Origin of the sequence: Cysteiniphilum marinum, assembly GCF_014857925.1 — a bacterium.
GTDB lineage: Bacteria > Pseudomonadota > Gammaproteobacteria > Francisellales > Francisellaceae > Caedibacter > Caedibacter marinus.
The window spans coordinates 59,269-73,922 of sequence record NZ_JACYVZ010000002.1; the positions used below are offsets into that span (position 1 = coordinate 59,269).

Annotated in this window: 8 protein-coding genes; all 8 read right to left on the reverse strand. The window is 37.4% G+C overall.

Annotated features, from left to right (window positions below; translation table 11 throughout):
• The 8 genes from IE867_RS01560 to IE867_RS01595 all read right to left on the reverse strand — a co-directional run bounded on the left by IE867_RS01560 (position 1) and on the right by IE867_RS01595 (position 14,566).
• Entirely contained in the window at positions 1-1,743 is a 1,743-nt protein-coding gene (locus tag IE867_RS01560) for a hypothetical protein (protein ID WP_192483023.1), read from the reverse strand.
• Positions 1,744-2,397: 654 nt separating this feature from the next.
• Positions 2,398-3,522, reverse strand: a complete 1,125-nt coding sequence (locus IE867_RS01565) for a transposase (protein ID WP_192483024.1) — start codon at positions 3,520-3,522, stop codon at positions 2,398-2,400.
• Between the two features lie 165 nt (positions 3,523-3,687).
• Entirely contained in the window at positions 3,688-6,594 is a 2,907-nt protein-coding gene (locus IE867_RS01570) for a lactonase family protein (protein WP_192483025.1), read from the reverse strand.
• A gap of 122 nt (positions 6,595-6,716) precedes the next feature.
• Positions 6,717-6,965 carry a hypothetical protein gene (locus IE867_RS01575; RefSeq protein ID WP_192483026.1) on the reverse strand — a complete coding sequence of 83 codons (249 nt, stop codon included), beginning with the start codon at positions 6,963-6,965 and terminating at the stop codon, positions 6,717-6,719.
• Positions 6,962-7,183 carry a DUF3943 domain-containing protein gene (locus IE867_RS01580; RefSeq protein WP_203249645.1) on the reverse strand — a complete coding sequence of 74 codons (222 nt, stop codon included), beginning with the start codon at positions 7,181-7,183 and terminating at the stop codon, positions 6,962-6,964. The genes IE867_RS01575 and IE867_RS01580 overlap by 4 nt, the downstream gene beginning before the upstream one ends.
• A 306-nt stretch (positions 7,184-7,489) precedes the next feature.
• The gene (locus IE867_RS01585) at positions 7,490-11,566 is read right to left on the reverse strand and encodes an Lcl C-terminal domain-containing protein (RefSeq protein ID WP_192483028.1); all 4,077 of its coding nucleotides are present in this window, start codon (positions 11,564-11,566) and stop codon (positions 7,490-7,492) included.
• A gap of 595 nt (positions 11,567-12,161) precedes the next feature.
• Positions 12,162-13,364: a Hint domain-containing protein gene (locus IE867_RS01590; RefSeq protein ID WP_192483029.1), complete on the reverse strand. Its 1,203-nt coding sequence runs from the start codon at positions 13,362-13,364 to the stop codon at positions 12,162-12,164.
• A gap of 5 nt (positions 13,365-13,369) precedes the next feature.
• Positions 13,370-14,566 (reverse strand): ISKra4 family transposase, encoded by a 1,197-nt coding sequence (locus IE867_RS01595; RefSeq protein ID WP_192483030.1) that lies wholly within the window; start codon positions 14,564-14,566, stop codon positions 13,370-13,372.
• Positions 14,567-14,654: the final 88 nt, after the last annotated feature.

Below are 14,654 nucleotides of genomic sequence, written 5' to 3' on the forward strand. Positions count from 1 at the left end.
TTAATTCCATACGTTTAAACAACGATAATCACTTAAGGGTTTACCTTGTTCCATTACCCAGTGATAAAGCTGCCCATAACCGAAATCAATGTCGACCTTTGATGTGTTACCATACTCATCCTCAACAACGAGTGGCGAATACTGATCATAACAGCCCCACATTGTTTGTAATGCACTGTTGTAAATACTAACATCACTTTTTTCCAACATAATTGTTCCGGGGCCTCTTGATCCTCCATATATGCTAAATTTTGTCACAGCTTCCTCAAATCGTTGTCGTGGTAACGGGTCATTAGGTTTCTCACCGTTTATTGAAGCATTTGGATTATAGATTGACTTAATTTTTACAGACGCATCAGTTAATCTATATATGTTTTCAGTCAAGTAATATGCACTAGCCCATCGCCAAAACATTTGCCACTGAAAGCTTGAGCGTGAAAACTGCAATGGCGCCTTTCCTTCCACCAGAGTTGTCTGTTTATTGCAAGTCCCACCATTTGATCGGTCTTGATCTTCCATATATTTAATACAAAGATTATATAAGTGATATTGCTCTGCTGCAGAAGTAAAATAAATATAACCAGATTTTTCAATCTTATCTGACGATTTTAATTCATAATTAACCAACTCACCTAACTCAACAGTCGAAGAGAGCGCTCGCGTTTGATTAAATGTGCCTAAAAGATAGTCATTGCGCTGCAACGAGAAGTGTTGAGGTTTCATGTCATCTTGCTGATCATACAACGTTAAAGCGCCCATTAACTGATTCATATCAAACTCATAATAAGTTCGATCATAATATTCATTTTCGCTATAGACACTTGCCTTAACTTTTAATCTCGCTTGGTTTTTGCTGTTATTATAAATTTTATATGTCCCGCCTAATAAACTCATATCATGTTCTAATGATAGGTCCACTTTTAAGCCATCGGCCAACCTAGGATAACTTGGTTCTTGATAAATACTATTTAGAGAAGCTTTCTTAAACTGCCACTGCACTGAAGTAGATCCAATCTTATATTGGGAACCATCTGCAAAAATAAAATAAATTTGATTAGATTGCTTATCGGGAGACTGATATGCAGCTATAGGAACACCCTTATCTGTTGGGTAATCTGGCGCATTCTTAATATTGCCGCCAACAAGATCTGGGTCTGCCTCAAACTTCCAATCCTTATTAAACCGATAAACACTACCATCTGCTAAGATAATCATGCGCCAAGAATTACCTGCTTTACTCCACTCAAATGCTGCAACAGGAAGACCTTTTGCAAGTGGATAACCCTCCATATCATAGATATTTTTTTGAGTATCAGACCACTCATGACCATAAAACGCCCATGCCTTATATATGGAGCCATCGGGAAAAACATAATATACATATAAATTATTTCCAGCAAAACCTGGCATTGCAAAACCTGCTACAGGAATTCCTTTTTCCTTAGGGTAACCAGTCATATTTTTAAAACTACCATGATAATTAAAGTTCCAAGAAGTATTAAACTCATAAGTAGAGCCGTCACGCATAACAATAATAGGATGTGACCACACATCATACCCATGCATATATGTAGAAGCCATAACTGGCACTCCTTTACCCAACTGAGCAATTGCAGTTGATACTGTTTGCCCCCCACTCATTGACTGACTATTTAAATCTACAGCATATCCATATCCATATCCATAGCAATTTACAAATCCCATCACTGCTATTGCTGTAACTATCTTCTTTAACCCTTTCATTTTGACTCCTACTTTGTTGATATTTAATAAAATCACGATGACAATGCATTGAAGTCACTGTGATCATAATGAAAATATTGTGATTAATTGAGCTTGGTATAAGTGCTCGTTTTATTTAATGTTTTTCAGGTAGAAACATATAACATTGGCAGATGGCATAAACCCATTAACAGTTGTTTAGCTAACAGGCGGTGGCAAGTAAACTCGTGATCCGTCTCCAATGTTTGCATTCACATTAAAGGGAGTAAAAGCAAAACATAATACCCCCACCCTCTCCACTTTCTTAATTACTTTATCGAAATTTAAACGCCCCATACGATCCCAAAAAGTTTGTACTATAAATTTCACTGATATGCTCAAGCCATGATGTAAGCATATCAATTAAAATTATAATATAAAGACAGATTAGGTTAATCACTGTTTACTTATCAACAAATTAGAGACAAATGAGCCACTTGCAAAATTAGGACATAAAGATTTGCTCTAACTGTGGATAACTCTATTTCAGCTGAAATAATATTCCTAGCTGAGATCAGCAAGAGACTTATAGCTAGGTATGATTTTATTTTGACCTAATTTACTGAAATCAAGACGTGATCAGTTTGTCTGAGTTAACAGAAGATTGCTATTTATTCATGTTTAGCTTGCTTTAATCTACCCCGGTTTTAAAAGACGAAAAATTTGCTTCACTGTTAAAGCAATGATACCAAACATTAAATGACACATGACCTTAGCATGTCCTCTGACACGCACACAACGCCCACCTAGATTATCCTTCAAATCAGAATTAACACGCTCAGCTGCACTTCTGTGTTTATAACGTTCTTTTTCAAATGACTCAAATTGTCGCTGATCATTTGAGCTACGACGATTAAAGTCAATAATTGGGACATGACCTAAATTCAAGCAATATTGGCGCAGTTGAATACTATCATATGCTGAATCCATTAATTCATAACAATACATTACCTGCTCATCTGTCATCTTTGCCAATGGGATGCTGACCTGACTATCATGTAATGATGCTGAAGTAAGGATACAGGATATCGGAATATCACCATCCGCCGTATCAATATGCAGCTTGTAACCGCACCATGTAAGCATATGACATTTACTGTTTGTCTTAGCGCCGACATCACATGATTTTGGCAGGTCATCTAACATTTCACCAGTGGAGGACATTTTAAGTTGTTTATCAATGCGAGTTAAGGCTTTTTCCACGGGAGGGTCATCTTTTTTAGGACGACCACGCTTGCGTTTAGGGTTAGTATTTCCTGCTTCTTCGATTGGTTTCTTTTTTGGCTTTTCTCTGGCAGAGATTGCCGTTGAATCACGAGAAATATGCTCAATAAGGCGGTCAGACTGATAGCTGTGTATCAATTTCTCATGAATTTTCTCGGTGAGTTTAGATTCGGCAAATTCAGCAAACACCCTTGAAAAAGTTGCTTCATCAGGTAAGGAGTCGTAATATTCCCAGCCACATAATTGCCTAAGTTGAGTATCCGCATTTAAACGCTCTATCAGTGAGCGTGTTGTTGGTAGATTATGAATTGCTTTAGCAATAGAAGCTCTAGCAATTGCTTGACGGTTGCATCGAGGTCTTCCTACTGATGGTTTTGGTGTGGGAATGAAGTGTTCAAGCTTGATCATTTCTAGAATGGTTACGAGTTGTTGATTCTTTTCGGTAAGCCTACCGATAGCAACTTCAATCCAAGGGAAAAGATTATATTGAATATGTTGCCATGAATGTGTTAATGTTTGCTTCAACTTAGCGCTCATGCTGCTGTCACCTGTTGTTTTTTTGCAAATATATTCTGACAGAATAAAGCAGCAAACTGTGCGCTAAGTCTCAATTAAATGCTAAAAACTCATGGATTTAGGTAATTTTGCAAGTGGCTCAAATGAAATATTATGACTGCTGAGCAAAATAATACTTAAAATATTTTATAAGCCATATAAGGAGTTACTGATCGGTTGAATTAAACCATCAACTACCGAAAGTTTTGTTTTACAGTTTATAAAGCCACCATCAATATTGACATCGCATCTTTGCAAGGTTGCTGTATATGAATTAGTTAGAAAAACTTGATTACCTTGTTTGTTAAATGCAAGATCAAAGATACCATTTTGAGAAGTAAGCACATCGATACAATTTTGCAACTGCCCATTACCTGAATCAACTTCACATTTTTTTACCACACCAGCGTCTGAGTCTGCAAAATACAAATATCCTAAGCTACTATTAAACTTAACACCTACAACTTTAGACAGACTCATACCTTGACTTGCATTCATACAGCTTACTATACCACCAAGCTCAAGATCTAATTCGCAAACAGCAATACTTCTACGAGCTGCATCAAAGACACTCGTACTCGAGTTTGCAACATACAAACGCTGATTATTTTTATCATATGTCAGCGATAAAGGTTCAGAAAAATAGCTTTTGACAGAGTTATTTTCAATACATGACGTAAACTGACCAGACGGATCAATCGTGCAGCTGAAAATGTTATTGGCGTTTACGTCACTTATATAAACCTTATCATTTATTATTAAAACATCGCTAGGCTGATCAAACGTAACACCTATTGTATTTAAAGTTACACAACCTTCAATATCACCTAGCCCAGCATATTGACAACTTTTTATATTTGCATTGCCAACTTCTAGAAGATAGACATTTGCTTTATCAAATATAAACCTAAACCCACTAGTAACAACACCTGACATAATTTTACAACCATAAAAATCATTACCATTCTGTTGGATATAACATTGACTAAAATTTGCTTGGTTAAAATGGCTAACAATTATAGTCCGCAGTTTCACATCTACTGTTTCACTTACCTCAACATTAGCCCCCTCTGCATAACTTAAACGATATACTATCGAAAAACTCCCTTGTTCTTTGGGAGTAAAAATGCCACTTATGCCACATGAAGCTTGAGGCATTAACGTATCAGATGTGCAGCTATTTTGTTGCTCAACAAACGCCCCATTTGACATTGATATTGGCAATAAATTCACACGGGAGGCAGATAAAAAACCATTAGTATTGGTAAACTCAAAAGTCAAAGGATAAGATTCAGTTAATAAAATCTCATCAGGCAACCCATTACTAACGCTACCGGTAACAATAACTGTAGTAGCAGTTGCAGTAGTACTTAACAGAATGTCAACTCCTTCTTTATATGATAAATTAACAGAAGCACTAATGTTTCCATCACTATTTGCAACTAACTTACCACTTACATAACATTTAGCTAATGGCGCTAGCTCGTTTGCATTACAGGTATTTTGTTGCAACTGAAAACCAGATGGCAGATTTAAAATGACAGTAACATCAGTTGCCCCAAACTGATCACTTTGATTCTCAAATTCAAAACTTACAGGATACTCAACACCTACTGCAATATTCTCAGGAAGACTTGTTAATACTTTGCCTATAATGTTTATATCAGCAACATGAGATGCTGTGCTGACCTGTACAGCTTGCCCCTGATCATACACCATAGCATAACTGACTGTATTCAATCCTTGAGCCTTCGGCAAATACTCGCCAATTATCTGACATGATTGAAGAGGTGATAATTCATTGATGTTACATGAATTACTTATTTCAACATAACCGTCGGGAAGGCTTTTAATTAAAACCACTCCAGTTGCTGCCAAAACATCATTTGTATTTACAAAAGATACACCCACAGGTAAAGGATCAATAATATCCTTTTCAATATTAATTGGTAAACCTTGTAGTAATGCCCCCACAACCACAACATCAGTAATATTTGCGTTTGTGACCAAGTTTACGTCAGAGCCCTCATCATAAGATAGCGTATATTTAACGCTAATAGCACCCTTGTCAATATTTGCCTTAAACCAGCCATTAATCTGACACGATTCACCTTGATTTAGTACGCTAATTAAGCTGCAAGTATTTGATGTTTCGACAAAGCCTAAAGGCAGTTGACTATTCACAACAATAGCGTTTGCTTTTGCATCTGCAGCTTGGCTACTATTACTAAACAATATGCTATATTGATAAACTGTATCTTTCTCAAGATTACTTGGTAAATCTTGCAAAATTCGCCCTATCACAGAAACAGATGTAATATAGGTTTCCAAGTTTGAAATAATTGGCTGCCCCTCATTATAAAGAAGCTCATAGCCTAAATGAATGGAGCCGATTTCTTCCGCTATAAAGCTACCGATGATCTGGCAACTTGATAAGGGTTTAATTTCATCAACACAGGTGTTCTCTTCCTCAATAAAGCCATTTGGAACGTCTGCTTTAGTCGTAACATCTGTCATGGAATGGTTTGGGTTAGTATTAACAAAGTTAAAGATAACCGGATATTTTTTACCGAGCGTTGCATTACGGGGTAAATTACTATTTCCAGTGCTCGGTATAATTGGTTCAAACTTAGAAAGTATAATGGTTTGCGATTCAGCTGATATAACGGTACCAGAATCATCGGTAACAACAATAGACATTACATGTGTTTCATCAGTCATTAAATCTTGAGCATTATTAACGCAAGTAAATTCTTGTGAAGGCATATTTACAGAAACTTGAAGGGCTTCTGGCGTACAAACGATAGGGTTATTAGCATTTTGATCTATCATACTGATAGTGTAACGCTGATTACTGAAACTTAGTGAGTCTTGATTTGATGAGGCTAATCCTATAAACACACTCATTTCCTTCCCAAGGCCCATTACTTGTGGAGCATTAATATTTAACCTTAGTCTGCCATCAGTGAGTGAAGCATTCTCACCACCTGATCCACCACATGAGCTGACCATAAAACAAAGCCAAACAAATAGAAAACTAAAAATTCCTTTCATCAAAAAAACCTAAAAAAGACTTACAAACAAACGAGTGCATTATCTAAAATATGTTTGTTAATATAAACAATCCAATAGTTAACTATAATTTACATGACAACGACGTTATTGCGTGACGCGAATTAAAAATTCATCGAAAAAGTTGCTTTGATATAACGATCATCCTGCGTTTTATCCAAATAAGAATTAGTATTGCTCGATTTATTAAATAGCGCTGTTTCAAGCTTCAGATAGCTTTTGGTATTAAATCCAAACAGGTGTGATAAATCAAGCATGGGATTTATGACAAACTTGATAATGCTACCAAATGTTTGTGACCCCATGAGTTCACCATTATGCTCCTCAATATAGCGATACAAAGGCATACTCACCCAACACCCAACAACCAACCATCAACAGGTGTCACAATCAAATCTTGAATTGATGGTACTTCGGCAAACGCCTCCACACCATACTCCCAAAAAAACGTTGAAATAAAAGCTGAATATAAAAATGACTCAAACTCACCAAAGCCTGAGTCACGTGCAGCCATATAATAAATCGCTCCAGCATACGGGTGACCAATATACTGGTATCGGATTCTCAGCAATATATGTATGATTTATTTGAGGCTTTGCCACACCAACCACCTTTTGATCAGAAACCAACGTCATAGTATCGGTACTATTTGGCAATTGGTTCAAGTTATTAGCGTATGAGTGTGTTGAAAAGAGAGTGAATAGATATACAAAAATAATTTGAATATATCGCATAATGGAAACCTTATAGAATTTAGTAAGAGTCATAAATTTCTTCATGATAGATATAGCCTCTGGCGAATATCTAAAATACTTTATCTCCTGACATCTTCCCTGATGTAAAACTCTAAAAGTAAGAAGTATTTATGTTTATAGTTCTATTTCTTTTTAACCCACATGCTTGCGCAGTTATTACTTGTTCCATACCCCAACCAGTTATATCTTACATCTGTTGTTGAGCTAACACCTGCGTTATCGGTCACAGTCAAACAGTAAGCTTGTCTATTATCTTTATCCGAGTAAGAAGGGTTAATCTCAGTCTCTCGATATGCCGGTAAATAAAGACTAGGGCTTTTACCATTATGACCATAAGTTCCCATCAACTGGTTAGAACCATAATCATGTGAAAAAGGTGGCTTATGCCAATGATATTTCACTATAGACCTGTTAAATTTATTAGCTTTAGCATGAGGCGTTATTGAATAATTCTTTGGCGTCCACCTACTTCCTTCTACACCACTATCATCACGTACAGAAACTGTAGGTTTTACTGTGTGATCCGGATTGATAGTGACTGTGATCTTAGATGGCTGACTTGAAATACCATAATCATCCGTTACAACCAAAGTCAATTCATATGCTTTCTCTTCAACGCTAGTATACACAGGAGCATTAAAAATTGGAGATTGGCTATTGACATCATTTAAATACTTTGCTCCATTGCCGCTCCAATGATAGCTCACAATTTTGTGCTCCCCTTCAGGAGTTCCAGAACCATTTACTTGAACTTTTTCTAATTCAGTTACTGCTTTACTGCTACCTGCATTTGCTACAGGAACGTATAAGGTTGCATCATATGTAACTTCATAAATAACAACTGATTGCTCACTGCGAATACCTGCACTATCGACAACCTCGAGAATCAATTCATAGCTATCATTTATTCCAGTATGTGACGGTGCAGTAAAAGTTGGTTTTAAGATATTCTTATTATTTAAATAAGCAGCACCATTACCGCTCCAGTGATAACTCTTAATAGTTCGCCCCCCAAGGGCTTCAGCACTTGCGTTAACAACAAAACTACTTTGTTCTGCTACTTGCTGATTATTCCCTGCGTTCGCTATTGGCACAATACTAACATCAACATCAACTGAATATTGTATTGTTGAGCCTTGACTTACAATGCCAACACTATCAGTAACGTGTAATGTTAGATCATAATTATTACTCTTATTAAGATCAAAGGCTGGTGCAGTGAATTGAGGGGTTGCAATATTTTTATTATTTAAATATTGCGCACCATTACCACTCCATTTATAGCTACTAATGACTCGCTGACCTTTGGCTTCTCCCTGACCATTTAACTGAGCGGATTGCCCTTCGGTTACGCGTCCATTTGCACCTGCATTTGCCACGGGTATTAACGCTTGATCTGGCGATACAGTATATGTTGCCACTGAAGAAGCGCTACTAATACCCGAGCTATCGACAACTACTAAGTTAAGCTCATAAACATCATTTGTACCACCGTAAGCCGGTGCCGTGAAACGAGGCGTTTGACTTGCTTTATTATCCAAGTATTGAGCACCAGAGCCAGTCCATTCATAACCAATAATCGTTCTATTACCCTTACTTTCTCCTTTAGCAGTTACGGTGATAGCATCACCTTCAGTGATTACTTGATCTGGTCCCGCATTAGCTATTGGTGTAAGCTCTGGATTTGCCGTAACAGTATATTGATATTGAATCTGATTCACTCTACCAAGAGCATCTTCAACTTTTGCGACAATAACGTATTCATTATTGCCATTGATATAGTCAGGCGCTATAAAGGTTGCACGCGATTGATCCTGAGTATTAACCTCAATTCCAGAAGCTCCTGACCAAGAATAGGTATATGGCTCAGCGCCTCCGGACACATTAACGCGCATAGTAGATTGCTCACCTTCTTGCAAGGCACCTTCCGAAGTACCATCAGCAACAATAAATAATTTAGCGTCATCTCTTTCAACTTCATAGATCACACTCGAAGTACCAGTATTACCTAAATTATCAGTTACTACCACTGTAAACTCATAGGTATTATTAGTTTCTTGATACTCTGGTGCTATAAAATCAGCTTGTGCCTGATCTGCATTATTAATGGTTATACCACGATCATTTGTCCACTTATAAGTATATGGCGCTTGACCATTTTCCACTGTCACAGAAAGATTAGCTGCTCTGTCTTCTACCACTTTCCCACCGATACCTGCATCCAATACTAAGCTTTCTACACTTTTTTGAGTCACTGTATAAGTGGTTGTCGTTGTTTGCTGTCTTTGTGCTGCATCTGTCACCATTACAGTGAAAGTGTATTCATTACTCTGACCTTCTTTGTAATCAGGCGCTACAAAGCTAGCTTCTCCTTTACTGTCATCAACATGCTTTATTGGAACGTCATCACTACTTAACCACGAATACTTATATGGCTCATCACCACCACTTGCTGTTGCGTTTAAAGCACCAGTTTCACCTTCAATTAACTCACCGCCATTATCAACATCGATCGCCAACAAATCATTATTTGGAGTGATCGTATAGCTTGTTATATCTCTACCGGTTATCCCATGGTTATCAGTTGCAATCAATACAAGCCCGTACTCATTATCACCATCAACGCTATATGCAGGTGCTGTAATGGTAGGTTCAATACTATTTACATCATCAAGGAACTTACTACCTACGCCAGTCCACAAGTTTGATTCAATTATTTTACCCTCGGCTGCCGTGATTTTAGAGCCCACAATTTGCTGACTTCTACCTTCTTCAATTTCTAATACAGCAGAACCTATCGCTACGATTGGGCGAGTACTCTCTGGTACGTTGGTATCATTTATCGGCAGATATGCATAAGGGGTTAATTTAGGATACGAGCTCCAAACACCCGTCATCATATTTAAGACTTCAGCATTATTAGGATTTCCTTGACTCTCAGTAGCACTCCAAGAATGCTGGGCTAAATCACTAAAACCTTGAGACTCCAGATACTCATTTGGCTGTTTGTAGCTCCCATCATTCCACCCTAAAATCAACTGACTTAAAGCAGCTTGCTCAGGTAACCGCCATCCAGTTAATCCGCAAACGCTCTCACTTGAGCTTGCATCATATGGAAACTTAGTCATTGCATCCACCCAGCTTCCTGCATATAAAGAACCATTTTTATGCCAGATCAAGCCAGTTTGGGTATCGAGCAAGCAATCTGTATCCTTGTACTGCACAAATCGATCTGTTGCCTCACTAGATATAGATAGACCACCTTCAGTCGCTGCATATGCCACATCTGACAGTATTGAGATATCATTAATTTTTGAACTTGCTAGACCATTATCAGCATTGTGATATTTCCAGTTATTTCCTAAATTATTCGATAATGCAACACCTGCATCCGTTGCCACAATAACCTGACCATTACTAGCAAATACACTGGCAATATTATTGCTAGGTAAACCACTATTTGTATCCTTTAGCACCCATTTAATATCATCTTCTTCATCTTCTTCTAACTTGCGATACTCAAATACGTAAAGTCCACTTGTGCTCGCTCCATATATGACACTTGCGTCTGCGCTAAAGGTGTTGATTAGAGTATTTGGTTGTCTAAGCATTTTTTCACAGCTTGCCCCTTGATAACAAGCCCATACATTCCCTGTTTGCCCAGAGGAGGCAAACTCCAGACCATTTACCATATCTGGATAGTACTCAATAATACCTGTATCCTTTAATCCTTGGCGCGACCCAATCGCTTTCCAACTTTGCCCACCATCTTGAGACCATTTAGCTACACCAGAGCTTGTCACAGCATAAAAATGAACGGCTGAAGTAACATGTATGCGTGAAATACCCTCATTTCCAAGTTGAGAGAATAGACTCCAGTCATCTCCAAAATTACTTGACACAAATAATCCCGCATTCGTTGCCAGATAGATATTCTGCTGAAAACTTGTTATATGGTTTATATTAGTAACACTACTTGATATATCAGAGAATGCTTTATCAGACCAACTTTCCCCATTGTTTTGCGAAATAGAAATACCCATTTGTGTCGTGACATAAAGCGCATTGTGCTCAGTATTAACATGATTTGTCTGCCCTTCTTTAATCGTACTCCATATTGTAGTAGCCGATGCTGGCACTCCCCCTGAAAGCCCTAACGAGACACACATAAATGCAGTCAGCTTCTTCATCTTATTCATTATTTACCCCTTTTTTTAGCTTGTGCTAATTGAATCACTGAAAGTTGCAACACCCAAATTTTGATTTAATTTGGATTGTTTGCAGCTCAAATAATACCCAGAATTATTTTTTTTAAAACCCTATGCGTGTTAATAGGCATTTACACATACCTATTCTATTTATGTGCTAAGACTGAATATTCACCCATAAGTGCTCACCGTGCACTGAGCGTCAGTCGAAGTGTGGTAGCTTGGGAAAACCATATCTCATAGAGGCTTCGACTTACGCTCAGCCAACGCTTACATAATCAAAATGGGTAGGAATATGGTCATAGCCCATTGATGAAAATCATGTAGAGAATATAAATGGGGTAGCTATATAAACACCCCTCACCCGCGCAGCTTATGCTGCACGACCTCTCCCACAAGGGGAGAGGTGAGAAATAGATCCCCTGCCTCGCAAGCTTAAGCACTCCTTTTGAAAGAATGGAATATAAAATTATCGTTGCCTAATTCCCCTCTTTTCAAGAGGGGTGGCAGTCGTAGGCTGACGGGGTGTTTATAAAGTCATAGTTTTTCTAAGGTGCGTAACGGGTATAGCCTTTAATTAATGTTGTTAGAGCCATTCCCAAGGTCTCCATATTGGCTTTACATAAACATTAATATTGCTGCCACTCCACTCTGCTCTTAAAGGTATTAAATCAAAGTCTCTAAGCATATATGAGGTATTCTTTCCATTTGGCGTTTCTTCCAAAAAAGTTTTTAAAAATTCACCAGTATTAGACTCTAATCTTGATAATTTTGAGAGTGTTATTTGATTTTGTATGCCATCACGAACTATAACATTTGGAACTATACCAACAAATCCTCCTTCTTTTGAAGCCAGTAAATACTGTTCCCTAATGATGTCATTTGCATGAAATTTTAGACTAGGAGACCTATTGTTATAGATCATTACCCATTCATCTGGAGAAAAGAAATTTTCAAATTGAGACACTCCGTCTGCATGCTTTGATATAACCCCTACAAATCCGCCTCCTTGATGCACTATTTCATGATTAAATTGTCCTAACTCAGTTTTGCTATCAATTGGCAACCCTTGAGAAATTGATTTTAGTTTCATTTCACAGATATTATGTACCAATAGTCTATAATCTCCGACAAAGTAAACATGCCTCTGATAAACCTCTAAATTATAAACAGCAACAGGCTTGCCATTTGTGTTATATGACTTGCCACACTGACTGCTTTTACCTTTGTCACAAATTAGTTTAACGGTTTGCCCACGATCATTAACCAATTGATCTGTTGATGTAACATCATCAATAGGCACAAACTTATCTTTATTCTTCACATAAAAAGGATGATTAGGCGTGGCATTAATGGTGTTAATTTCATCTGTTGCTATATCTTTAAAGGTATAGGTTTTGACCACTGAAGCATAACGTTTAAACTTCCCTATCACTGGTCTTGAGTCCATCTTTGACCAATCTATTTTTGAGGTATCTAATGTGGTAGGCTTAATTGCAGTAACAATTGCTTTGACATTGACTACACCAAACTCAGGGATCGATAAATTAACTTCATTTCTAACTTTGTCCATACCATTTTCTTCAAGCCATTCAATTGGTCGGAGTAGCTTAATCTCAGCAGGATATGATTTACCTTTGATTATATCTGTGTAGCTTAAATCAACCTCTTGCCATGTTCTTGATGTGATGGGAATCTTATCATATGAGGGAGCTTTAAAGTCTATTGCATATACAAGTGTTGATAATATAAATAATAGGATAACTGATACAACCTTATTCATCATCATAAATCCTATGCAGCTTTAATCTTAGCAAGGCCAGATAAGCCAGTCACATTTATTCTTTCCCAAAACTGATCAAATCTACTCGGCGTACATACTAAGGCGCGTAAGCATAAAAGTAATCTTGCGCCTTTCTCTCCGCATTTCATACCAGATTGGCATAGCCTTTGTTTTACTAACGTTTTACATGCAGCTTCAGTAACGCCTGAGCCAATGGGTATATTCATTTCACGATACTGATTGTAATACATGCGTGATTTCTGATTTGTAAAATAGCTAATAGCTGCTTTTAACTTATCTTTATTTTCACAGCTTAAGCCCTTTATTGAGATATCAGTTATTTCTTTAAGTAATGTGGTAGCTGCATTTTCCTCATGTTTAAGTGAATGACAAGCATCATCTAGCCATTCCTTGCGCTTAGCATCATCAGAGAACCCAGGAAATTTAGCTTTAGCCGCTTTAGCTAAATATTCAGTTGCATGATAAAAGTCTAAAATTTGGTATCTAGTATGCTTTTCTAAAAACTTTTGCTTTCCATATTCTGGAGCTGCACCAATATATATCGTGTGTAAACGCTCACCTTGTTTATTATATAAGGAAATATTGCCCGTCATTGCTTCTCTATAGCCATCTTTCCGCATTAAAACACACGTGCCATCTAAGCTAATTGCTACAGTAGCAACAGGTTCTTTTTGCGCAGGTGTAGCATACATCCATTCTTCTTCTGTTGCTTCTGCTATGCTGCCAATAACTTCAACCACATTTTGCAAAAAAGAACGAGCAACGTGACGGCCATGGTTGTTTGATAAATCGTCAGCAACTGATTTAGCACTTTCTTTGGCGTATTTATGACTAATTATCTTTGCAAATCTAGGCGTAGAGCTTGTAATTATTCGTGCTTTTTCATCTAGGGGACAATAAGTTTTACCACCTGTTGATGTTTGATATACATGCCTTTCTAGATCAACAGCACCATAAGGCGTTTCATAACGTTTTTTAACTTTTCCCTTTGATGTCATTTTAATGTTGCCTATCTGAATTGGCGCACCATTGGTATCAAAACAAGCTAAAGCTTGCTCAGTTGCTAATGTACCAACTTCATTCACGGCATCTTGAATGGATTGCTCCATTTCTAGCAGTGAACCTTTTAAATCGACTTCAATTTGTACTGTAATTTTACTTCCATCATTTTTAATTACGTTTGCCATCTAAACATCCTATTAATCTTGGTGTTATTGATTGTTATTATGGCAGGGTTTTGACATTAATATGAGGCTTTACCCTGCGTAACTTCAG

What these genes read in the sequence shown, in the direction of transcription:
- IE867_RS01560 (WP_192483023.1), bottom strand. Translation starts at nt 1,743, where the DNA reads ATGAAAGGGTTAAAGAAGATAGTTACAGCAATAGCAGTGATGGGATTT.
- IE867_RS01565 (WP_192483024.1), bottom strand. Translation starts at nt 3,522, where the DNA reads ATGAGCGCTAAGTTGAAGCAAACATTAACACATTCATGGCAACATATT.
- IE867_RS01570 (WP_192483025.1), bottom strand. Translation starts at nt 6,594, where the DNA reads ATGAAAGGAATTTTTAGTTTTCTATTTGTTTGGCTTTGTTTTATGGTC.
- IE867_RS01585 (WP_192483028.1), bottom strand. Translation starts at nt 11,566, where the DNA reads ATGAATAAGATGAAGAAGCTGACTGCATTTATGTGTGTCTCGTTAGGG.
- IE867_RS01590 (WP_192483029.1), bottom strand. Translation starts at nt 13,364, where the DNA reads ATGATGATGAATAAGGTTGTATCAGTTATCCTATTATTTATATTATCA.
- IE867_RS01595 (WP_192483030.1), bottom strand. Translation starts at nt 14,566, where the DNA reads ATGGCAAACGTAATTAAAAATGATGGAAGTAAAATTACAGTACAAATT.